Consider the following 21909-nt stretch of genomic DNA (forward strand, 5'->3'; position numbering starts at 1 on the left):
CCGAGTTGCACATTATCGTGAGGATCACCTCACGTTCGATCGTGCAGCGCGGCTCTCGGACTCGGGAGGCGACGAGGTGTCGTCTCACGCCGGTACGCTGGCCTCTCGTGACCCGGCACCTGCGTGACGTTCGACTGATCGCGCTGCTGGCGGTGATTGCCGTCTTCGCTCTGGTAGCGGTGTTCGCACCCCATCCGAGTGTCGAACAGATTCGTGATTGGGGTGCGTCCGTCGGTCCGGCATTCCCGCTCGTGTTCTTCGGTGTGCACGCGATCGTGACCGTTGCGCCTGTCCCGAGAACGCTGTTCACGCTCAGTGCAGGAGTGTTGTTCGGGCCCCTGACCGGTCTGGCGGTCACCATCGGCGCGTCGACCGTCAGTGCGATGCTGGCGCTGCTGTTGGTCCGTGCCATCGGTCGCGACGCCGTGGCAGCGCGGATGTCGCACTCGGCTCTCGATTCGGTGGACGAGAGTCTGCGTCGACGAGGATGGCTGGCCGTCGGCTCCCTGCGCCTGATCGCGCCGGTGCCGTTCTCGTTGGTGAACTACGCGTGTGGGGTGTCGGCGGTTCGGCTCGTCCCGTTCGCCCTGGCGACGGCCGTCGGGATGCTGCCGGGCACGCTCGGAATCGTCCTGATCGGCGGAGCGATCGGAGGCCAGACACATCCGGCGCTGCTGGTGTTGTCTGCGGTCTGTATCGCGATCGGTCTGAGTGGGCTGGTGGTGGATTGGCGGCTCTCGCGAGGTTCGCGATCCGTGCCTGCGCCTGCGGGCGGTCGACAGGCCGGGAACCTTGATTCCGACGAATCAAGCCTTGAAGCTTGACTGGACCACATCAACGATCTAGCCTTGTCCGATGTTCGTGCTGACCGTGGACCAACGACGCAGTAGACGCGATATCGATCGCGTGCCCGAACTGCTCGAACGCTATCGCGACCACGAACTGATCCGGCCCTTCGAGCGCACCGCAGGAGACGAAGTGCAAGCCGTCTGCGAGGACGCCGCTACCGTCGTCTCGATCGCTCTCGAACTGGTCGCCACCCCGCACTGGAGCGTCGGCATCGGCATCGGTTCCGTCGAACTCCCGCTACCCGAGACGACTCGCGCCGGACGCGGACCGGCGTTCGAAGCAGCCAGAGACGCCGTGACCCGAGCCAAGAACGCCCCGGCTGCGCTCGCCGTCAGCGGTCCCGACGACGCTGCCGCCGAGGACGCGGAGACGGCATCGACCCTGGTTGCGCTGCTCGTGATCAGACGATCGGACCAGGGGCGAGAAGCGGTGGAACTCATGGCCCGCGGGTTCTCGCAAACCGAGGCGGCCGAACGGTTGAAGATCAGCAAACAAGCCATGTCGCAACGACTCTCGGTAGCCGGCTGGCACGTCGAGAACGCAGGTCGCACCCTGGCGACTCGACTGCTAGACACCGCGAACACGACGGGAAACCACAGGCCATGATCGTTGCCACCCTGGTGCTACTGGCACTGACCGCAATCGCCGCTATCGTCCCCACCGGCACCGGGATTCGCCGATGGCTGCCCACCGTCGCCGCGTCGAGTCTCCTCGTGGCAGCGGCAGTCCTGGCCACGGTGGCCGGACCGGCCTACGGTCTCGGCCATGCCGTCGGAGTCGTCCTGAGCGTCGTCGCAGCAGCCCTGGGTGGAACGGCGGCGGTACCCACCGTGTTTCGCATCGCACGACGACGCAGCGACTCGACCGGAGACGATCCGGTCGAGCCGCTGCGTGGTGGACTGACCATAGGCGTCCTCGAACGCGTGGCCGTCGCCGTGTCGATTCTCGCCGGATGGCCGGAGGGCATCGCGATCGTGCTGGCAGTCAAGGGCCTCGCGCGCTATCCAGAACTGCGCGAATCCCATGCCTCCGAACAGTTCATCATCGGTACCTTCGCCAGCGTCCTGTGGGCTCTGGCCGCTGCCGGGGTCGGCACGGCCCTGATCAGCTGATCGGGGCCGTCCCTCAACGCTGTTCCGGCTCCGGCTCCGGCTCCGCCTCCGGCGACGCCGCCAGGGCACCGACGTCGAACCCCTTCGACAGCTCGGGCGCGGACGCCAGCGACGTGTCGACCGGCTTGCGCGCCACCGCTTCTGCAGCCTTGACCGCCTCGGCGACCGCCGGATCGGTCTTGGTCTCGAACCATTCGGCAACCTCGTCCGAATCGTCCTCCGGCTTGGGCTCGTTGCCGGCCGACTCGTTGGGCTCGTACCGGAACACACCGTCTTCGCCGGGCGCACCGAGTGTCTTGGCGAACCCCTTGAGAGCGTCACCGAAATCGCTCGGGATCATCCACACCTTGTTCGCATCGCCCTGAGCCATCTGCGGCAGCGTCTGCATGTACTGGTACGCGAGCAACTCGGGCGTCGGCTTGCCTGCCTTGATGGCGCCGAACACCTTCTCGATCGCCTTGGCCTGACCCTGAGCTTCGAGGTACTTCGCGGCGCGGTCACCCTGCGCCCGCAGGATGCGGGACTGGCGCTCGCCCTCGGCGGTGAGGATGGCTGCCTGCTTGCCGCCCTCGGCCGCGAGAATCCGGCTCTGCTTGTCTCCCTCGGCCGTCTTGATCGCCGATTCGCGATGGCCTTCGGCGGTGAGGATGGTCGCTCGCTTCTCGCGATCGGCCTTCATCTGCTTCTCCATCGACTCCTGGATCGAGGGCGGCGGGTCGATGCTCTTGAGCTCGACTCGGGCCACGCGCAGGCCCCAACGGCCGGTGGCCTCGTCCAGTACGACCCGCAGCTGCCCGTTGATCGAATCACGCGAGGTGAGAGTTTCCTCCAGCGTCATTCCACCGACGACGTTGCGCAGAGTGGTGGTGGTCAACTGCTCGACACCGACGATGTAGTTGTTGATCTCGTACACGGCCGATTGCGGGTTGGTGACCTGGAAGTAGACGACGGTGTCGATGGACACGGTCAGGTTGTCCTTGGTGATCACCGGCTGCGGCGGAAACGACACGACTCGCTCACGCAGGTCGACCTTGGCACGGATACGGTCGACGAACGGCACGAGAAACGTGAGCTGACCGGACACGGTGCGCGTGTAGCGGCCGAGCCGCTCGATCACGGCGGCCTCGGCCTGCGGGACGATCGAGATGGACTTGGCCATCAACACCGCGACGAATGCGACGATGACAGCCAGTGCGATGAGTGCTTCCACGTGGCTACGGTCCCTTCCATACGACGGCGGTTGCGCCGTCTATTTCCATCACGGTCACGGTGGTACCCGGGGCATAGACCTCGGTCTCGTCGAGTGGACGAGCGGTCCACACCTCCCCACCGAGCTTGATCTGGCCTTCGTGGGCAGTGACCTGCTCGAGAACGATCGCACTCTTGCCGGTGAGCGCAGCCATCCCCATCGGGGTTTCGGGCGGAGTCGCGAAGCGACGCAACAGTATCGGTCTCAGACCGAGCACCAATGCCAGCGACAGGACGCCGAAGACGATCGCATCGGCCCACACCGGGAAGTCGGTCAGAGCCGATACGCCTGCGGTGCCGAGCGCGCCGCCGGCGATCATGAGAAGAAAGAAGTCGCCCGTCAGTGCCTCGGCACCGGCGAGAACCACTGCCGCTATGAGCCAAATGATCGCTGCCACAGCCTCCATCCAAGCACGAATCGGACAATTGCCGGTGCGTTGCTGGACACAGCCCTACTCGGTGACGAAGTCGACCAATTGCTCGACGGCTCCGATCAACGGTGCTTCGAGATCACGGAAGCTCGACACCGACGAATACACCCGACGCCACCCCTCCCGCGGACTGCCCCACCCCAACTCTCGACAGATTCCGGTTTTCCAATCCTCACCCCGCGGGATCTTCGGCCAAGCGTCGATGCCGACAGCAGCGGGCTTGACCGCCTCCCAGACGTCGATGAACGGATGACCGGTGACCAGAACGTGTTCGCCCAGCGACCTCGTCAACTTCGACTCCTTGGAACCGGTCACCAAGTGGTCCACCAGAACTCCCACACGGCGGCCCGGTCCGGGACCGAATTCCGCCAACCGCTCCCCCAGATTGTCCAGACCTTCCAGATGCTCGACGACCACGCCCTCCACCCGAAGATCGTGTCCCCACACACTTTCCACCAGGGCCGCGTCGTGCACGCCCTCGACCCAGATGCGACTGGCGCGGGCGGTGCGCGCGCGCAGGCCCTCGACCTTGGTCGAACCGGATGCGGAGCGCGTCGGTGCCGCCGCAGCCGCCGCAGGCTTGGGCCGAACCAGGGTGACCCGACGTCCGTCGATCAGGAACGCCGCCTCGCGCAGGGCGAACAGCCGCGTCGTGCGGGCACCGTCCTCGAGCCGGACGAAATCTCCGTCGTAGGTGCGCTCGAAGCCGACCACGGCACCGCAGTACCCGGTGCCTGCATCTTCGACGACCAATCCGCGCTCGGCCGACACCTCCGGTGCCGGAACCTTGCGCATGCGACTGTGCCCTCTGAGAATGTCTCCGCCGTACATGTCGTTCACGGCGACCAACGCTAGCGACACCGGCGTCCCGAGCACGGTTCGCCACGCCGACCTATGCTCGTGAGTCGTGTGTTCCTCAAGCGCAAGTCTCGCCCTGTGGGCCGGTTCCTGGCTGGCCGGTGCCAGCTCGCCCGACGACGTCATCGACGCCATGTACGAGTGGGCACCTATGCATCTGGTGGGTGCAGGCGATGCGGACGCGGCAGTGAATTTCGGGCTCGAGCATCCCGGCTACGCCGATGGAATCGCGGGCCTGCTGCACGCGATCAGGGCGGCTGCAACAGCGTCGACTCCCGAGGCCGGCGACGATCGAGTCAAACTCGTTCTGCCTGCCCCCGGCGCAGTGACTGGACTGCCCGCGAACACGGATTTCTCGCGTGCCGCCCTGAACGCGGGGCAGGCCGTGATCGTCGGGACCTCGGGCAACGCCGGCATCGGTGTGGTGCCCGTCGTGGAGGGACCGGATGTGTTGCGCTGGACCGTCTACTCGATCGTCGTCCCCGAGCACGGTCATCGAGATCAGGGGTTGGGTGAGGCCGAGTACGAAATGCGTGAGGCCGTGCGCGGCGCAGCGGACGCTCTCGCGCAGATGCAGTCGCTACCCACCCGCACCCTCGACACCGATCCGCGCACCCGTATCGCCGCACTGATCGCCGACGCGGCACGGCATCGCTACCCGGCAGAGATGTCCGACAGAGCGTTCCGCGTCCTCGAATCGGCAGATCGGGTCGCCGCCATTCTGACGGTCGCGGCGGGATCGGCTCCGTCGGAGGCACCGACCGCGTCGGCAGCCGCGGCCCGTGAAGAACTCGTTCGACCGCTGTGGGCTGCGGTGCGCACCGCGCGCACCATTGCGGTCGCGACGAGCATCGAAGCGGCGATGCACTCCGCCTGACACCCCGTCGGACGCAGGTGCCGGGCGGACGCGTTCACGACGTGGCTGCGGGCCTGGAGGGCCGGGTGGGCTGCTCACAACAGCCGACGGCGCAGCGACTGCCGTCCAGCGTCGAACCGTAGCCGGGCACACTGCCGAGGCCGCGGCACCGTCCACCGACTCGGTATTCGTCCACGAGCTCGCGAATCATCTGCGGAAAACGCGCATCGGATCCGGGAGTACCTGCACGGGCGAAGGCCATTCCCAGTTCACGGGCTTTCTCCTCCGCTTCGGTGTCCAGATCCCACACGACCTCGAGGTGGTCGGACACGAATCCGATCGGACACACGATGACGGCGTCGACGGACTTCTCCGACAGCGCTTCGAGGTGATCACAGATGTCGGGGTCGAGCCACGGCACCTGCGGAGGGCCGGAGCGGGATTGCCACACCAGGTCGTAATCGTCGACGCCCGACGCGGCTGCGACGAGCCTCGATGCCTCGGCCACCTGACGGCTGTAGAGGTGACCGCCGTCCTGGGGCGGGCCCGCATTGGCGTCGGCGGCCGAGGGGATGGAGTGTGCGGTGAACACCAGACGTGCACCGGCGCGGTGCTGCTCGGGCAGCGAGGCTCGCGCCGATGCGACGGCGTCGCCGAACGCGTCGACCATCAGCGGGTGGTCGTAGTACTGCCGGATCTTGAGCAGATGCGGTGCATCGTCACCGACGGCGGCGCGGGCCCGGGCGATGTCCTCGTGGTACTGCCTGCATCCGGAGTATCCGCCCCACGCGGAGGTCGGGAAAACGAGCGCGTTCCTGATTCCGTCCGACTTCATGGTCGCGACGGTGTCCTCGATCATCGGATGCCAGTTGCGGTTTCCGAAATAGATCGGCAGATCGACTCCGGCGGAATCGAATTCGCTGCGGAGCGCCTCGATGATGTCTCTGTTGAGTCGGTTGATCGGCGAGACTCCGCCGAAGTGCATGTAGTGCTCGACGACGGCGTCGAGCCGCTCGGGCGGCACTCCACGACCGCGAGTGACGTTCTCCAGGAACGGGCGTACGTCGGCGGGCTGTTCCGGCCCGCCGAACGAGAGCACCAACAATGCGTCGAAGTCTCCAGGGGTGGTCATGTTTTCCATTGTGCCCCCGTCGCCGACCGGCCCCTGCGGGGGTCCGATCGGCGAACCAAACCTCTCGGCGGGCGCACGTGCGGGTGCGCCCACCGCGGCATCACATGTTCTCGGGCAGGTACGTGTTGTGGCTGGCTCCGCCGTCGACGTACACGATGGATCCGGTGGTGCCGGGCAGCCAATCCGAGAGCAACGCGACGATGGACTTGGCGACGACGGTGGGGTCGTTGACATCCCAACCGATCGGGGCAGCACCGTCCCAGTAGACGTTGAGCTGGTTCATCTTTGCCGCGTCGTCCGTGGCCGTACCCGCGATGGCCTTGGCGGCGAGGGTCTTGATGGGGCCGGCAGCGACGAGGTTGGAGCGAATGCGCTTGGCGGCGCCCACTTCCCGGGCCACGTAGCGGTTGACCGATTCGAGAGCAGCCTTGGCCACGCCCATCCAGTTGTAGTACGGCATCGACGTACGAGGATCGAAGTCCATTCCGACGATGGAGCCACCCTCGTTCATGACCGGCAGAACTGCACGCGCAAGCGATGCGTAGCTCCACGCCGAGATCTCGAATGCCTTCGCGGCGTCGGGGCCGGGGCCGTCGAGGAACGGCTTGGCGTCGGGGCCCATCAGGGTGCGGGGCGCGAATGCGATCGAGTGCAGAACCCCGTCGATACCTTCGGGCGCGACCTCGCGAACGCGGTCGGCCAACGCCGCCAGGTGCTCCTCGTTGGTGGCGTCGAGCTCGATCGCCGGCGGCACCTCCTTGGGTAGACGCTGTGCGATGCGGTCGATGAGCCGGAGCCGATCGAACCCGGTGATGATCACCTTGGCACCCTGCTCCTGCGCCATGGCCGCGGCGTGGAACGCGATCGAGGCATCGGTGATGATGCCGGTGACGAGAATGGTCTTGCCTTCGAGCAATCCGCCCATAGTGCTGTGTTCCTTAGCTTTCGAAGATGAAATCGATGACGTCGAACTGAAAAATACTGTGCAAGAACGGCTCTCAGTGACCCATGCCCATGCCGCCGTCGACGGGGATGACGGCACCGGACACGTAGGAGGAGTCGGGGCCGGCCAGGAAGCTCACGACCGCCGCGACGTCCTCGGGCTGCCCCAGACGCTGAAGCGGGATGAATTCCTTGGCCTTGCCGCGTAATTCGTCGGAGAGTTCTGCGGTCATGTCGGTTTCGATGAATCCCGGGGACACCACGTTCGCGGTGATCGAGCGTGATCCGAGCTCACGAGTGATCGACCTCGCCATGCCGATGACACCGGCTTTCGAGGCGGCATAGTTGATCTGCCCCGGTCCGCCGGCCATGGCCACGACCGAACTCAGGAAGATCATCCGGCCCCAACGCGCGCGCAGCATGGCACGGTTGGCGCGCTTGGCGACCCGAAAGGCCCCGGTCAGGTTCGCGTCGATCACGCGCTGGAACTGCTCCTCGGTCATGCGCATCAGCAACGTGTCGTCGGTGATTCCGGCGTTGGCCACGAGCACCTCGACCGGACCCTGCTTCTCCTCGACCTCCTTGAAGGCCGCGTCCACCGAGGCGGAGTCGGTGACGTCGCAGACGACTCCCAACAGCCCGTCGGGGGCGCCGGAGCCGCGGTGGGTGACGGCCACCTTGTGTCCGTCGGCTAGGAGCCGCTGGGCAATGGCGAGACCGATACCTCGGTTACCTCCGGTGACGAGTACCGATCGCGCGATGAAGTCAGGTGTGGACATGCCTAGCAACCTATCTGTTCGTCCTGGAATGACAAAGCGAAACTTACTGGTGAGTAAGAACAAAGATCACGGCAGACGTTGCCGCATCACCAACGCCGAACCGAGGCCGACCGATATGCAGAGAACACCGAGTATCAGCCACGGACGCGACGCGTCGCCGCGGGTGATCTCGAACCCGATCTGTTCTTCGAGGGTGTCGTAGACGTCTCGGAGACCCTCGAGCGACGACGCGGAGAAGAAGCTGCCGCCGGACAGGTTCGCGATCTCTCGCAACGACGGATCGTCGACCGGTACGGGGACGCGTTCGACGCCGTTCTCGTCCTCGATCTCGACCGAGCCGTAGCTGGTGCCGAACGAGATCGTGGAAATGGGCACGTTCTTGTCCTTGGCGGCACGCGCCGCGGTGTACCCGCCGCGTGGGTCGTCGAGGTTCTGCGGGACGGTCTGCTTACCGTCCGAGAGCAGCACGATGCGCGCAGGCGGTGCCGCGTCGCCGCCGCCGAGGATGGCACCGAGAGTGTCGATGGACTGGAGCGAGGTGAAGATCGCCTCGCCTGTGGCCGTTCGCTCGCTGAGCTGCAACTTGTCGATGGCGGACTTGGTGGCCTCGCGGTTGGCCGTTGGCGAGACCAGAACCGAGGCCGTACCGGCGAACGCGACCAGTCCGAGATTGATGCCGGGTGTCAGACCGTCGGCGAAGGATTTCGCTGCTTCCTGCGCGGCGGCCAACCGAGTCGGCTCGACGTCCGTGGCCTCCATGGACAGTGACACGTCGATCACCAGCATGACCGTTGCCCGGTTCCGGGGCACGCGTTGATCGGCGGTGGGGCCGGCCAACGCGACGGTGAGGAACATCAGGCCGACCAGAACGAGAGCCGTCGGCAGGTGCCGCAGCCGATTGGGCCGATCGGGTGCGACGGACTCGAGCAGTTCCATGTTGGAGAACCGCAGTACGTGCTTCTGCTTGCGCCGCTGGACCCAGACGTAGCCGACCGTCAGTGCGACGACGACGACGAGAAAGCCCAGCCACCACGGCGAGGCGAAATCGGTCAGGCTCATCGCGGCGCCCGCGCGGTGTTGGTGAACCCGGCCCCGATGGTGTGCCTGCGTGCGGTCACGAACCGTACGACGTCGGCGATCCAGTCACCGTCGGTACGGAGCGTCAATCGAGGTGCGCCGCACCGCCGCAGCGCTTTCTCCACGTCGTCGCGGTGTGCCGCGGCTGCGCGCGCGAAATCTGCCCGCAACCGCGGTGTCGTACTGAATTCGCGAGTACGACCGGATTCCGGATCGTGGAGAACGACGTCACCGACGTCGGGCAGTTCGAGATCACGTGGGTCGAGGACCTCGACGGCCAAGACGTCGTGCCGCGCGGAGATGGCCCGGAGCGAGCGCTCCCAGTCGATCGGCCCGAGAAAGTCGCTGATCACCACTGCCATTCCACGGCGTCGTTCGGGGCGTCGCAACGCTTCGATGGCCGCGCGCAGGTCGCCGCGCACACCGTCGGCTGCAGCAGGAGTGGTGGCAATGGCGCGAAGCATCGACTGCGTGTGCACGCGGCCGCCCCGTGCCGGAATGCGGTTGGTGTCCGAACCTGTTGCCACCACCGCGCCGATTCGATTTCCGCCACCGCCGGACAGGTGCGTGATGGCAGCCGAGGCCGCGACCGCGAGGTCGCGCTTCTCGCACCCGGTGGTGCCGAAGTCCAGGCTGGCCGACAGATCGACCACGAGCCAGGTCTCCAGCTCGCGGTCGGCGACGGACTGCCGCACGTGCGGATGCGTCGTACGCGCGGTGACCGACCAGTCCATCTGGCGAACGTCGTCACCCGGCTGGTACTCCCTGGCATCGCCCGGCTCGGACCCCGGACCGGGTATCAATCCGAGATGGTCACCGTGCAACACCCCGTCCAGCCGTCGACGCACGGTCAGTTCCAGGGTCCGCAGCGCTGCGGCCAGCTTCGGATCACGCAGCTCACCCGAGCGGAACGACGGTGGCCGGGAAACGACGGCTCGGCCCGCGGAGGCGGTGTCGGGTCCGCTCACTGCCCCGGCGTACCGATCGATGATCCGTCACCGGACGGCTTCTGCAGAGACGGTGCGGGCTGGCCGTACTGCCCGGCTTGCGGATGGCTCTGGGGCCCTGGCTGCTGGGGACCCGGCTGCTGGGGCGCAGGCGGTTGGCCCTGGCCGGGAAACTGACCGGGTGCCGGGTACTGCCCCTGCGGCGGGTAGGGCCCCTGCGGCTGACGTCCGTCGAAGTGCTGCCCGGCCGGACCCCCTCCGTTGCTCTGCGGCACCGGTACCGCCTGCGGCGACACCTGCGGTAGACCGACGGTCTGCAGCACCCGGGAGATGACCGTCTCGGGGGTCACCTCGTCGGCCAGAGCGTCGTAGGAGAGCACGAGACGGTGCCGGAGCACGTCGGGAATGACTTCGAGAACGTCCTGAGGAACGACGTAGTCGCGACCACGGAGCAGAGCCAGTGCGCGGGAGGCCGCGATGATGCCGAGTGTCGCACGTGGCGATGCACCGTAGGCGATCCAGCTCGCCACGTCGTCCATCCCGAACTGCTCGGGCGTTCGGGTAGCGGCGATGACCCGCACCACGTAGTCGACGAGCGCGTGGTGCACGAACACCGAGCTGGCCAGATTCTGCAGCCGAACCAACTCGGCCGGGTCGAGGATCTGCTTGGGCTCGGGGGCCTTGATGCCCATGCGGTAGACGATCTCGCGTTCCTCTTCGACCGTCGGGTAGTCGACGACGATCTTGAACAGGAACCTGTCTCGCTGAGCTTCGGGAAGGGGGTACACACCCTCGTTCTCGATGGGGTTCTGCGTGGCCATCACCAGGAACGGGTCGGGCATCGGGAACGTCTTGCCGCCGATGGTCACGTGCCGCTCCGCCATGACCTCGAGCAGTGCGGACTGAACCTTGGCCGGTGCACGGTTGATCTCGTCGGCCAGCACGAAGTTGGCCACGACGGGTCCCAGTTCGGTGTCGAACTCCTCACGGCCCTGACGGTAGATCCGGGTGCCGACGAGGTCGGTGGGCACCAGGTCGGGAGTGAACTGAACTCGTGAGAACGAACCACCCACCACCCGTGCGAAGGTCTCGACGGCGAGGGTCTTGGCGACACCGGGGACGCCCTCGAGCAACACGTGTCCGCGTGCGAGCAACCCCACCAGAATGCGCTCCACCAGTCGGTCCTGACCGACGATCACGCGCTTGACCTCGTACACGGCCTTCTCGAGAAGTTGGACGTCCTCGGCCAGGGCCGGACTGTCCACCCGCTTCGGCTCCGCACTCGGTGGATTCGGAGTCGCAGACTCGACTCGCGTCGACCCCTCGTCGTTCGAAATCCGGCCGTCACGTGATGTCACCAAGAATTCACCGCTTTCAGTCGATCGTCGTCGGGCTCGTTTCGTACCGCCGCAATCAACTATTCCAGGTGATCGGTGTGTGCGCCGAAAGGCACCCCCGACGGGAAGCCGGAGTGGAGCCTGCGGAACGACTCGAGAAGCCGGAGTGGAGCCTGCGGAACGACTCGAGAAGCCGGAGTGGAGCCTGCGGAACGACTCGAGAAGCCGGAGTGGAGTCTGCGGATCGCGGTCAGGACACCATGCGCACGGCGTACGGCGTCATTCCGCTGTAGCGAACGTCGGACACCTTCACCACCGAACCCGATTGCGGGGCTTCGAGCATCTTGCCGTCGCCGAGGTAGAGCGCGACGTGTTGGCTGGCGTTGGGTCCGTAGAAGATCATGTCGCCGCGCTTCATCTCCGAGGACGGTACCTGCTTACCGGCGGTGTATTGGTAGCCGGTGTAGTGCGGTAGCGAGATACCCAGTCCTGCGAAGGCGTAGATCATCAGCCCCGAGCAATCGAAGCCGACCTTGTTGTAGTCGCCGTAGGTGTCGGCGACTCCGCCGTCCCTGATGCCCTTGGTCGGTCCGTTCTCGTCGCCGCCGCCCCAGGAGTACGGCACACCGAGCTGGCTCATTCCGCGGTCGATCGCCAACTCGACAGCTGCGCTGCCGGTGACGGACGGGGTCGTGGAGGTCTTCGGTTTGGTGGGCGTCTTGGGCTTGGTGGGGGTGGTGGGCGTGGTCGTGGTCGAGCTGTCCGAGTCGGTCGACGCGCTCGAATCGTCGTCCACGTCCACGTGCGAACGCTGGCCCTCGGCGATGGCGGCCGCGCGTTGCTGCGCCGCCAGGTTGGCCGACACTCGGGCAGCTGCCTGCACAGCAGCTTCCTTCGCTGCGGCCGTGGCGGCGGCGATGGCCGCGTCCTCGGCCGCCTTCTGCGCCTCCCAGTCGCCGTATGCGGCTCGCTGGTCTTGCAGACCGGCGACGTTGCTGCGGGCGGCATCGAGTTCGGTCTGCGCCGAGTCGCGCTCCGATTCGATCGTGGCCTTCCGGTCGGCCTCTGCCTGCAGCGCGGCCTGCGCCTCGGCGATGGCCTGCTCGGCCTCCGCCTTCTTCGCCTCTGCTTCCGAGGCAGCGGCGTCGGCCTGCTGCTTGGACTCACGCGCTGCCGAGTCGCGGTTCGCCTGCTCGGTACGGGCTCGCTGTAGGCCGTCGAGTACTGCGTTCTGACTGTTGGAGAGAATCTTCAGGACCTGGGCGCGGTCCAGGACGTCGTCCGGTCCGCTGGATCCCAGGAACGACGCCATCGAGGCGACGCCCGAGCCCTGGGTGTAGCTCGATTTGGCGAACTCGTCGAACTTGGCCTGGGCCGCCTGGATCTGGGTGCCTGCGTCGGCGAGAGCCTGCTGTGCGGCACCGACGACCGCGGCGGCCACGTCGGCCGCGTCGCGCGCATTCTGCAGATCGACCAGGGCCTTGTTTACGCCTTCGCGCTTCGACGCGACCTCGTCGTCGAGTTGGGCGAGCTGCTGGTTGGCCGAGGCGATCGCGTCGATCAGTTGGCCGACTCGGCCGAGGCTCGAATCGACGGCGCTGCCCGCGGCGGCGATGTCGGTGTCCGAGGGGTTGGGCGGTGGCGGTGGTACCGCGGCGGCAACCCCGGGAAGGGTCGCCGTCAACGCGAGAACGAGGCCTGCGCCTACCAGCACGAATCGGGTACGGACGAGTGCACGGCGGTGAGTTCCGCGGACTTGACGTCGGCTCACAAATGTCTCCCTCGGGTCCGGCATTCACTCGGGTTCGCGTCGAACCGTCGTGCCGTCGGGAAGCTCTCCGTCCTCCACCCCGATCGCAGGTGACGGTGAGCGCTCTCGCCGGGCAGGAAAGAAACACGCAGCGATACGACAGGTGCGAACCACGTCAGTCACACCCGAAGCAGTGGCCTCCCGAGTTCCCCACGGATGACAACCGCCTTCTGCGACACTCCTTCCCCAGCAGTGCCAATGGCACCGTACGACACTTCGCACCCTAAAGAAACTCCAGTCACAAATGACACATTGGTAATTTCACCAGGCACAACGCCGTGAACTCGGGGTTTACCGAAAACAATTTTTCCGACTTTTTCGGACGACCCGACGGTCACCATCGGGGCGGGGTCGAACGGGGCGAGCGTCGGTCGGTCGAACGACACTCCGACGCGCGTGTTCAGTCGGCGACGGACTCGCTGTGCGCGCGGTCGTTCGACTCCGAACGCGAGCGATATCTGCGGACCTTCACGACGGCGGTCAGTGCCGCAACCGCGGCGACCACGACGACCAGGCCGCCCGTGAGCAGACCCCACGGTGTCTGATCCTCGACGAGGGTGTCGACGAAGTTGTCGGCCGCCACGACGTGGTTCCCGGTGTAGGTACGGTCCTGGCCTGCTTCGAGGGTCACCCGGCTGATCGAGTCGCTGAACGTACCCACCTGCCCTGGGCTGAGCACGAGAACAGTCCCGCCCTCGCGTGCTCCGACAGCGGTTGCGAGGTCTCGAAGTTGCGAGTCGTGGCGAGGTTCGGTCGGCACGATGACGATGCTCAGATCGATGCCGTGGTCCTCGGCGCGCGCGACGGCCGCGGACAAACCGGCCTCCTCGTCGGCGGGGGCACTGACGCCGGACTCGCGGACCGTGGCGACGATGCTGTCGACGTCCAGACCTGCCGGTATATCGGTGGCAAGTGGGGAAACGGCGTGAATCGGCTCAGGCATCTCTCGTCCAGTCGGTAGGAACCAGTCGGCTCGAACCCTACGTCACCGCCACGTGCGAACCTGGTTGCCCCGCAGGTCCGGCTTCACTACTGAGGTCGCCCTTCATTGCGCAGCCGGGAGCACTGCGTGAGGATCGTCGTGTGGTTCGGTGCCTCCAGACCCACCGAGGACCCGACCGCAGGTTTTCACAGGACAAGCGTACTGTTAGACTTCCATCGAGACACCGACCGTGCGTCCGCCCCGAACTCTCGCTACCGAGATTCGAGGCCGAGGCCCGCAGTCGGCGCCTCGCTTCAACCGTCGACACAGCCCCGTCGGCGGTGTGCCTCATAGACGAGTGGAGCTGAAGTGACCGCAAGTAAAGATTCATTCGGTGCAAAGGGCACCCTCGAAGTCGGAGAGAACTCGTACGAGATCTTCCGACTGTCGGCCTTGCCCGGTGCCGAGAAGTTGCCCTACGCACTGAAGGTCCTCGCGGAGAACCTCCTTCGCACCGAGGACGGTGCAAACATCACCGCCGACCACATTCGTTCGATCGCCTCGTGGGATCCGTCCGCGGAACCGAGCTTCGAGATCCAGTTCACCCCTGCACGCGTCATCATGCAGGACTTCACCGGCGTTCCCTGCATCGTCGACCTCGCCACGATGCGTGAAGCCGTCACCACCCTGGGTGGCGACCCCAACAAGGTCAACCCCCTCTCCCCCGCCGACATGGTCATCGACCACTCGGTCATCCTCGACGTCTTCGGCCGCGCCGATGCTCTCGAGCGCAACGTCGACCTCGAGTACGAGCGCAACGGTGAGCGCTACCAGTTCCTGCGTTGGGGACAGGGCGCGTTCGACGACTTCAAGGTCGTCCCTCCGGGCATGGGCATCGTGCACCAGGTCAACATCGAATACCTCGCACCGACGATCATGACCCGCAAGGGCCAGGCCTACCCCGACACCTGCGTCGGCACCGACTCGCACACCACGATGGTCAACGGCCTCGGTGTGTTGGGCTGGGGCGTCGGCGGTATCGAAGCCGAGGCGGCCATGCTCGGCCAGCCCGTCTCGATGCTGATCCCCCGCGTCGTCGGTTTCAAGCTCTCGGGTGAGATCCAGCCCGGCGTCACCGCGACCGACGTGGTGCTGACCGCCACCGAGATGCTGCGCAAGCACGGCGTCGTCGGCAAGTTCGTCGAGTTCTACGGCGAGGGCGTGGCCGAGGTTCCGCTCGCGAACCGCGCCACCCTGGGCAACATGAGCCCCGAGTTCGGTTCCACCGCAGCGATCTTCCCGATCGACGAGGAAACCATCAACTACCTGCGCCTCACCGGCCGCAGCGACGAGCAGCTCGCGCTCGTCGAGGCGTACGCCAAGGAACAGGGCATGTGGCACGACCCGAAGAACGAGGCCGTGTACTCCGAGTACATCGAACTCGACCTCAACACGGTCGTTCCGTCCATCGCAGGACCGAAGCGCCCGCAGGACCGAATCCTGTTGTCCGAGTCCAAGGTTGCCTTCCGCAAGGACATCCACAACTACGTCGAGGAGAACCACCCGGCGCACGAGGGTGACAGCAAGCTCGACGAGGCACTCGACGAGTCGTTCCCGGCCAGTGATTCCGCTTCGCTGAGCTTCGCCGAAGAGGACTCCGTCGACGTACGTTCTGCCGCATACGGTTCCGAGGGCCGCCCGAGCAAGCCGATTCGGGTCACCACCGACGAGGCCGGCGAATTCGTCCTCGACCACGGTGCCGTCGTCGTCGCAGGCATCACCTCGTGCACCAACACCTCGAACCCGTCGGTCATGCTCGGCGCAGCACTGCTCGCCCGCAATGCCGTCGAGAAGGGGCTGTCCACCAAGCCGTGGGTCAAGACCAACATGGCACCCGGTTCGCAGGTCGTCACCGACTACTACGAGAAGGCCGGCCTGTGGCCGTACCTCGAGAAGCTCGGCTACTACCTCGGTGGTTACGGCTGCACCACGTGCATCGGTAACACCGGTCCGCTGCTCGAGCCGATCTCGAAGGCGATCAACGACAACGACCTCTCGGTCACCGCAGTCCTGTCGGGCAACCGCAACTTCGAAGGCCGCATCTCCCCCGACGTGAAGATGAACTACCTGGCTTCGCCGCCGCTGGTCATCGCCTACGGCCTGGCGGGCACGATGGACTTCGACTTCGAGACCGACGCTCTCGGCGAGGATCACGAGGGCAATCCGGTGTTCCTCAAGGACATCTGGCCGTCCTCGCAGGAGATCGAGGAGACCATCCAGTCCTCGATCAGCCGGGACATGTTCAGCAAGTCCTACGAGACCATCTTCGCCGGTGACAGCCGCTGGCAGAACCTGTCGACCCCCGAGGGCGACACGTTCGAGTGGGATCCCAAGTCGACGTACGTGCGCAAGCCTCCGTACTTCGACGGCATGACGATGGACCCGGCTCCCGTCGAGGACATCAAGGGTGCACGCGTGCTGGCGCTGCTCGGCGATTCGGTCACCACCGACCACATCAGCCCGGCCGGTCCCATCAAGGCGGGTACACCTGCCGCGCAGTACCTGGATTCGCACGGCGTCGAGCGCAAGGACTACAACTCGCTCGGTTCGCGCCGCGGAAACCACGAGGTCATGATTCGCGGAACGTTCGCGAACATCCGCCTGAAGAACCAGCTCCTCGACGACGTCTCGGGTGGCTACACCCGCGACTTCACGCAGGACGGCGGACCGCAGTCCTTCATCTACGACGCGTCGCAGAACTACCAGAAGGCCGGCATCCCGCTGGTCGTGCTGGGCGGCAAGGAGTACGGCAGCGGCTCCTCACGTGACTGGGCCGCCAAGGGCACCTCGCTCCTGGGCGTCAAGGCCGTCATCACCGAGTCGTTCGAGCGCATCCACCGCTCCAACCTCATCGGCATGGGCGTCGTTCCCCTGCAGTTCCCGGCCGGTGAGAGCGCATCGTCGCTCAAGCTGGACGGCACCGAGACCTTCGACATCGTCGGAGTCGCGAAGCTGAACGAGGGCACCACCCCGAAGACGATGACCGTCATCGCCACCAAGGAAGACGGCTCGAAGGTCGAATTCGAGGCAGTGGTTCGCATCGACACCCCGGGTGAAGCGGACTACTACCGCAACGGCGGCATCCTGCAGTACGTGCTGCGCAACATGATCAGAGGCTGAGTGCGCGTCGTCTGACGTACGCCTCGAACGGCGATGGGCCCGGAACCGACAACGTGTTTCCGGGCCCATCGCCGTCTCGGTCGAGGCCCTCATCGAAAGTAGGAAACCCACACGTGCCCAAGGTCAGCGAAGACCACCTGGCTGCCCGTCGAAGCGAGATTCTCGACGGCGCGCGTAAGTGCTTCGGCGAGTTCGGTTACGAGGGCGCGACAGTACGGCGTCTCGAAGAAGCCACCGGCCTGTCGCGCGGAGCCATATTCCACCACTTCAAGGACAAGGACGGGCTCTTCCTCGCGCTGGCTCAGGAAGATGCCCGACGCATGGCCGAGGTCGCGGCCACTCAGGGTCTGGTGCAGGTGATGCGAGACATGCTGGCGCAACCCGAACAATTCGAATGGCTCGGCACGCGGCTCGAGATCACCCGACGATTGCGCACGGACGCGGACTTCCGGTCCAGCTGGGCCGAGAGGTCGGCCGAGCTGACCGACGCCACACTCGGACGACTCGAGCGTCAGAAGACCGCAGGACGACTGCGCGACGACGTACCCAACGACGTCCTCGCCGACTACCTCGATCTCGTACTCGACGGCCTGGTGGCTCGCATTGCGTCCGGCCACGGCGGCTCGAACCTCGCCGCGATCCTGGACCTGGTCGAGGAGTCGGTCCGCAGGCAGGACTGAGCATTGTTACGCGAGCTGGATCAGTTCCAGGTATTCCTGCGACCAGTGGTCCTCGGTGCCGTCGGGAAGCAGAATCACTCGTTCGGGTGAGAGCGCTTCGGCGGCACCGGGATCGTGGGTCACCAGTACGACAGCGCCCTTGTAGCTGCGGAGCGCGTCGAGCACCTGCTCACGGGAGATCGGGTCGAGGTTGTTGGTCGGTTCGTCGAGCAGGAGAACGTTCGCCGCGGAGGACACCAACCCGGCGAGAGCCAAACGGGTCTTCTCGCCACCGGACAGTGTTCCTGCCGGCTGGTCGAGCTGGGGCCCGGTGAACATGAAGGCTCCGAGCAGCGACCGCAGTTCCTGTTCGCCGGTGTCGGGTGCCGCGTGCCGGATGTTCTCCCAGACCGACGCGTGGTCGTCGAGGGTGTCGTGTTCCTGTGCGAAGTATCCGACGCGCATGCCGTGGCCGGGTTCGATCTCACCGGTATCCGCCTTCTCGGTTCCGGCGAGGATCCGCAGCAGCGTCGTCTTGCCTGCACCGTTGAGCCCGAGCACTACGACACGGCTGCCCCGGTCGATGGCGAGGTCGACGCCGGCGAAGATCTCCAGCGATCCGTACATCTTGGTCAGGTTCTTCGCCATCAGCGGCGTCTTGCCGCACGGTGCCGGCTCGGGGAAACGAATGTGCGCCACCTTGTCGGACACCCGTTCGGCATCGAGGTTGGCGAGCAGCTTGTCGGCGCGCTTCGCCATGTTCTGTGCTGCAACGGCTTTCGTCGCCTTGGCCCCCATCTTGGCGGCCTGCACGCGCAGTGCCCCGGCTTTCTTCTCCGCGTTGGCGCGCTCACGACGGCGACGCTGCTCGTCCGTGGCGCGGGCGTCGAGGTACTTCTTCCAGTTCATGTTGTAGATGTCGGCTTCGCCGCGGACGGCGTCGAGGAACCACACCCTGTTCACCACGTCTCCGAGCAGTTCGACGTCGTGGCTGATCACGATGAGTCCGCCCTCGTGGTTCTGGAGGAATCCGCGCAGCCAGGTGATGGAATCGGCGTCGAGGTGGTTGGTCGGCTCGTCGAGCAGCAAGGTGGTGTTCGATCGTCCACCACTGCCGTCGGACGCGGCGAACAGAATGCGAGCCAGCTCGACGCGTCGACGCTGTCCACCGGACAGGGTCCGTAGCGGTTGGCCGAGGATGCGGTCGGCCAGGCCGAGGCTGTTGCAGATGCGGGCCGCTTCGCTCTCGGCTTCGTAACCGCCGAGGGAGGCGAAACGCTCTTCGAGTTCGCCGTATTTACGGACGGCTTTGTCGAGCAGCGCCTCGTCGGCGACCTCGGCCATCAGCGCTTGCTGCTTTTCCATCTTGTGCAGGAGGGTGTCCAGGCCACGGGCCGAGAGCACGCGATCCTTGGCCAGCACGTCGAGGTCGCCTTCTTTGGGATCCTGCGGCAGGTAACCGAGTTCGCCGGTGCGCACGACCTCGCCCGCGTAGGGCTCGCCTTCGCCCGCCAGGATGCGCAACGTGGTGGTCTTTCCTGCACCGTTGCGACCGACCAACCCGATGCGGTCGCCCGCCTGTACCCGGAGCGCGGGCCCCTCGGTGGACAGAAGGGTCCGCACACCGGCACGAACTTCCAGGTCGGTGGCGGTGATCACGCGTGAGCTCCTAGCGATTGCCGAACAAGATCGTCGCCCGTCGACCGACGGGCGAACCATGCCGCCGAACAGCACAGCAAACCCCCATTTTAGCTCAGCATTCACGTGCCCTCACCCAGGAACGACGGTGACACCGGTAACGTCTGATCGATGACCGACGCCTCCGAAACAGTCAGCTCTTCCAGCGCGCCGACCCTCGATCTCGCCGGGCGCACCGCACTCGTCACCGGCGGCAGCCGAGGCATAGGCAAGGCCATCGCCGCGGAACTGCTCGCCCGCGGCGCGAACGTCGCCATCACCGCTCGCAAGCGCGAACCTCTCGTTGCGGCGGCAGCGGAACTCGGCGATTCCGTGCTCGCGATCGACGGTAATGCGGGCGACCCGGAGCACCGACGCAACGCGGTCGCGAGCACCGTGGAGACCTTCGGTTCACTGGACATCCTGGTCAACAACACCGGCATCAACCCCGTCTACGGCTCACTCATGGACGCCGACCTGGCCGGCGTGAGCAAGATCTTCGACACGAACGTCGTGGGTACCCTCGGATTCGTCCAGCAGGCGTTCCATGCCTGGATGGGCGAGCACGGCGGCGCGATCGTCAACGTCGCCAGCGTGGCCGGCATCCGCTCCACCGGCGTGATCGCCGCGTACGGCGCATCCAAAGCCGCTCTGATCCGCCTCACCGAGGAGCTCGCCTGGCAGCTCGGTCCGAAGATTCGCGTCAATGCGGTGGCTCCGGGCGTGGTGAAGACGAAATTCGCCGAGGCTCTCGTCGCCAACGGCGAAGACGCGGCAGCGGCCGGCTATCCGATGAAGCGTCTCGGCAATCCTGAGGACGTAGCGGCCCTGGTGGCCTTCCTGGTGTCGGACGCGTCCTCCTGGATCACGGGCGAGACCGTGCGCGTGGACGGTGGTTTGCTCGCCACCGGCGGAATGTGAACGATTTCTCGGCCGACGTCGCGGTGGTCGGACTCGGTCCCGCGGGGCGGGCCGTCGCCCATCGGTGCGCCGAGGCCGGACTCGATGTGCTCGCACTCGATCCACACCCGTCGCGCACCTGGACACCGACGTATTCCGCTTGGGCCGACGAGTTGCCGTCGTGGTTGCCTCCGACCGCCGTCGCCTCGACTGCACAGAAGCCGGCGGTATGGACCGACCGTCATCGGATCATCGACCGGACGTACTGCGTGCTGGACACACCTGCCCTGCAAGCGACCCTGTCCCTCGACCGGGTCCGAGTGCTGGCGGGGACAGCCGTCGACGTCACCGGTTCCCGGGTGACGACCGCCGACGGCACCATCGTCGACGCTCGTCACGTCGTCGACGCCCGCGGCACGCTCGATTCTCGGGACCTCGCACAGCAGACGGCGTACGGCATCGTCGTCGACCGGGACCGCGCCGAGCCGATCCTCGAAGGGTCGGACGCCTGGTTCATGGACTGGCGCACCGACAACGGAGCTCGGCCCGGTGAGGCCCCGAGTTTTCTCTACGCCGTGGCGCTCGACGAGGATCGGATCCTGCTCGAGGAGACGTGTCTGGTCGGCCGGCCACCGCTGGAACTCGCACTGCTTCGATCGCGGCTGCACCACCGGCTCACCCGTCGGAACCTGGAACCGACCGGCGACGAGGACGTCGAGCGAGTGCGGTTCTCGGTCGAACCGCCGCCTCGGTCGCGGCTGCACACCGGGCGAGGCGGACCGGTGCTCTTCGGTTCCCGCTCCAATCTGATGCATCCGGCCACGGGGTACAGCGTTGCGGCGTCGCTGGCGACGACGGATCACCTCGTCGAGAGATTCCGAGGCGGTGGACGTTCGCGCCCGATGCGCCCGGTGCACGTCTGGACGGTTCAGAAGCTTCGCAACCTCGGGCTGCGCACGGCACTGGCTCTCGAACCCGAGATGGTCCCCCAGTTCTTCTCCAGCTTCTTCTCGCTCCCGGTCGAACTGCAGCGCTCGTACCTGTCCGGGTACGACGACGCCCTCGGAACGATGACCGCGATGCTGAAGATGTTTCCGACGCTCCCGGGATCGGCCAGGCTCGCGATCGCGCGCACGATAGTGCGCACTCCGGGCCGCGGCTGAGTTTCCCGTCAACGGTCGACACGCGGGCGC

Annotated in this window: 20 protein-coding genes; 8 read left to right on the plus strand and 12 right to left on the minus strand. The window is 66.1% G+C overall.

From position 1 onward, the window contains the following. Nucleotides 1–107: 107 nt before the first annotated feature. Genes CH296_RS22495 through CH296_RS22505 form a run of 3 tightly spaced genes read left to right on the plus strand, consistent with a single transcriptional unit; the run spans nucleotide 108 to nucleotide 1961 of the window. Nucleotides 108–824 carry a TVP38/TMEM64 family protein gene (locus CH296_RS22495; RefSeq protein WP_094685784.1) on the plus strand — a complete coding sequence of 239 codons (717 nt, stop codon included), beginning with the start codon at nucleotides 108–110 and terminating at the stop codon, nucleotides 822–824. A gap of 31 nt (nucleotides 825–855) precedes the next feature. Next, complete coding sequence (locus CH296_RS22500; protein WP_032398042.1) at nucleotides 856–1455, plus strand: hypothetical protein; 600 nt, start codon at nucleotides 856–858, stop codon at nucleotides 1453–1455. Further along, nucleotides 1452–1961, plus strand: a complete 510-nt coding sequence (locus CH296_RS22505) for a hypothetical protein (RefSeq protein ID WP_032398041.1) — start codon at nucleotides 1452–1454, stop codon at nucleotides 1959–1961. The genes CH296_RS22500 and CH296_RS22505 overlap by 4 nt, the downstream gene beginning before the upstream one ends. A gap of 13 nt (nucleotides 1962–1974) precedes the next feature. Here the strand turns inward: CH296_RS22505 and CH296_RS22510 are convergent, their stop codons facing one another. From CH296_RS22510 to CH296_RS22520, 3 genes are read right to left on the minus strand one after another with little or no spacing between them, the layout of a single operon-like run. Beyond that, the gene (locus CH296_RS22510) at nucleotides 1975–3171 is read right to left on the minus strand and encodes an SPFH domain-containing protein (RefSeq protein ID WP_094685785.1); all 1197 of its coding nucleotides are present in this window, start codon (nucleotides 3169–3171) and stop codon (nucleotides 1975–1977) included. A gap of 4 nt (nucleotides 3172–3175) precedes the next feature. Beyond that, the gene (locus CH296_RS22515) at nucleotides 3176–3607 is read right to left on the minus strand and encodes an NfeD family protein (protein WP_032398457.1); all 432 of its coding nucleotides are present in this window, start codon (nucleotides 3605–3607) and stop codon (nucleotides 3176–3178) included. Nucleotides 3608–3661: 54 nt separating this feature from the next. Beyond that, nucleotides 3662–4471, minus strand: a complete 810-nt coding sequence (locus tag CH296_RS22520; RefSeq protein ID WP_032398456.1) for a DUF3097 domain-containing protein — start codon at nucleotides 4469–4471, stop codon at nucleotides 3662–3664. A gap of 76 nt (nucleotides 4472–4547) precedes the next feature. On the opposite strand from CH296_RS22520, the gene CH296_RS22525 reads away from it, so the two are divergent. After that, nucleotides 4548–5375, plus strand: coding sequence for a hypothetical protein (locus tag CH296_RS22525; RefSeq protein WP_179273200.1), 828 nt, complete (start codon nucleotides 4548–4550; stop codon nucleotides 5373–5375). 34 nt (nucleotides 5376–5409) lie between these two features. On the opposite strand, the gene CH296_RS22530 is transcribed toward CH296_RS22525, so the two are convergent. The 8 genes from CH296_RS22530 to CH296_RS22565 form a co-directional block, all read right to left on the minus strand. Further along, entirely contained in the window at nucleotides 5410–6486 is a 1077-nt protein-coding gene (locus CH296_RS22530) for a ferrochelatase (RefSeq protein WP_094648011.1), read from the minus strand. Nucleotides 6487–6586: 100 nt separating this feature from the next. Further along, nucleotides 6587–7411, minus strand: a complete 825-nt coding sequence (inhA, locus tag CH296_RS22535; RefSeq protein ID WP_032398037.1) for an NADH-dependent enoyl-ACP reductase InhA — start codon at nucleotides 7409–7411, stop codon at nucleotides 6587–6589. A 73-nt stretch (nucleotides 7412–7484) separates the two neighbouring features. Further along, complete coding sequence (gene fabG1 / locus CH296_RS22540) at nucleotides 7485–8207, minus strand: 3-oxoacyl-ACP reductase FabG1 (protein WP_094630006.1); 723 nt, start codon at nucleotides 8205–8207, stop codon at nucleotides 7485–7487. 66 nt (nucleotides 8208–8273) lie between these two features. Continuing rightward, nucleotides 8274–9266 (minus strand): VWA domain-containing protein, encoded by a 993-nt coding sequence (locus CH296_RS22545; protein ID WP_094647933.1) that lies wholly within the window; start codon nucleotides 9264–9266, stop codon nucleotides 8274–8276. Beyond that, on the minus strand, nucleotides 9263–10252 hold the full coding sequence (locus tag CH296_RS22550) for a DUF58 domain-containing protein (protein ID WP_032398034.1): 990 nt from the start codon (nucleotides 10250–10252) through the stop codon (nucleotides 9263–9265). The genes CH296_RS22545 and CH296_RS22550 overlap by 4 nt, the downstream gene beginning before the upstream one ends. After that, nucleotides 10249–11496, minus strand: coding sequence for a MoxR family ATPase (locus CH296_RS22555; protein ID WP_094657285.1), 1248 nt, complete (start codon nucleotides 11494–11496; stop codon nucleotides 10249–10251). Before CH296_RS22555 ends, CH296_RS22550 begins: the two co-directional genes overlap by 4 nt. A 322-nt stretch (nucleotides 11497–11818) precedes the next feature. Next, nucleotides 11819–13339 (minus strand): NlpC/P60 family protein, encoded by a 1521-nt coding sequence (locus CH296_RS22560; protein WP_094685939.1) that lies wholly within the window; start codon nucleotides 13337–13339, stop codon nucleotides 11819–11821. 439 nt (nucleotides 13340–13778) lie between these two features. Then, nucleotides 13779–14321: a DUF6676 family protein gene (locus tag CH296_RS22565; RefSeq protein WP_032398033.1), complete on the minus strand. Its 543-nt coding sequence runs from the start codon at nucleotides 14319–14321 to the stop codon at nucleotides 13779–13781. A gap of 348 nt (nucleotides 14322–14669) precedes the next feature. Here CH296_RS22565 and CH296_RS22570 point away from each other — a divergent pair, with 348 nt between their 5' ends. Then, nucleotides 14670–17480, plus strand: a complete 2811-nt coding sequence (locus CH296_RS22570; protein WP_032398032.1) for an aconitate hydratase — start codon at nucleotides 14670–14672, stop codon at nucleotides 17478–17480. Nucleotides 17481–17593: 113 nt separating this feature from the next. After that, a complete protein-coding gene (locus tag CH296_RS22575; protein WP_032398031.1) occupies nucleotides 17594–18160 on the plus strand; it encodes a TetR/AcrR family transcriptional regulator in 567 nt (188 codons plus the stop codon). Nucleotides 18161–18166: 6 nt separating this feature from the next. Here the strand turns inward: CH296_RS22575 and CH296_RS22580 are convergent, their stop codons facing one another. Continuing rightward, on the minus strand, nucleotides 18167–19798 hold the full coding sequence (locus CH296_RS22580) for an ABC-F family ATP-binding cassette domain-containing protein (RefSeq protein WP_032398030.1): 1632 nt from the start codon (nucleotides 19796–19798) through the stop codon (nucleotides 18167–18169). 150 nt (nucleotides 19799–19948) lie between these two features. On the opposite strand from CH296_RS22580, the gene CH296_RS22585 reads away from it, so the two are divergent. Both CH296_RS22585 and CH296_RS22590 read left to right on the plus strand, forming a co-directional pair. Then, nucleotides 19949–20737: an SDR family oxidoreductase gene (locus CH296_RS22585; RefSeq protein WP_094685786.1), complete on the plus strand. Its 789-nt coding sequence runs from the start codon at nucleotides 19949–19951 to the stop codon at nucleotides 20735–20737. Further along, entirely contained in the window at nucleotides 20734–21879 is a 1146-nt protein-coding gene (locus tag CH296_RS22590) for a lycopene cyclase family protein (RefSeq protein WP_094630010.1), read from the plus strand. Before CH296_RS22585 ends, CH296_RS22590 begins: the two co-directional genes overlap by 4 nt. The last annotated feature ends 30 nt before the right edge of the window (nucleotides 21880–21909 follow it).

Origin of the sequence: Rhodococcus sp. 14-2496-1d (assembly GCF_002259365.1) — a bacterium.
Lineage (GTDB): Bacteria > Actinomycetota > Actinomycetes > Mycobacteriales > Mycobacteriaceae > Rhodococcoides.

Coding starts and splice junctions, on each gene's coding strand:
- CH296_RS22585 (WP_094685786.1), top strand. CDS start 19,949: ATGACCGACGCCTCCGAAACAGTCAGCTCTTCCAGCGCGCCGACCCTC.
- inhA (WP_032398037.1), bottom strand. CDS start 7,411: ATGGGCGGATTGCTCGAAGGCAAGACCATTCTCGTCACCGGCATCATC.
- CH296_RS22565 (WP_032398033.1), bottom strand. CDS start 14,321: ATGCCTGAGCCGATTCACGCCGTTTCCCCACTTGCCACCGATATACCG.
- CH296_RS22505 (WP_032398041.1), top strand. CDS start 1,452: ATGATCGTTGCCACCCTGGTGCTACTGGCACTGACCGCAATCGCCGCT.
- CH296_RS22530 (WP_094648011.1), bottom strand. CDS start 6,486: ATGACCACCCCTGGAGACTTCGACGCATTGTTGGTGCTCTCGTTCGGC.
- CH296_RS22545 (WP_094647933.1), bottom strand. CDS start 9,266: ATGAGCCTGACCGATTTCGCCTCGCCGTGGTGGCTGGGCTTTCTCGTC.
- CH296_RS22500 (WP_032398042.1), top strand. CDS start 856: ATGTTCGTGCTGACCGTGGACCAACGACGCAGTAGACGCGATATCGAT.
- CH296_RS22520 (WP_032398456.1), bottom strand. CDS start 4,471: ATGTACGGCGGAGACATTCTCAGAGGGCACAGTCGCATGCGCAAGGTT.
- fabG1 (WP_094630006.1), bottom strand. CDS start 8,207: ATGTCCACACCTGACTTCATCGCGCGATCGGTACTCGTCACCGGAGGT.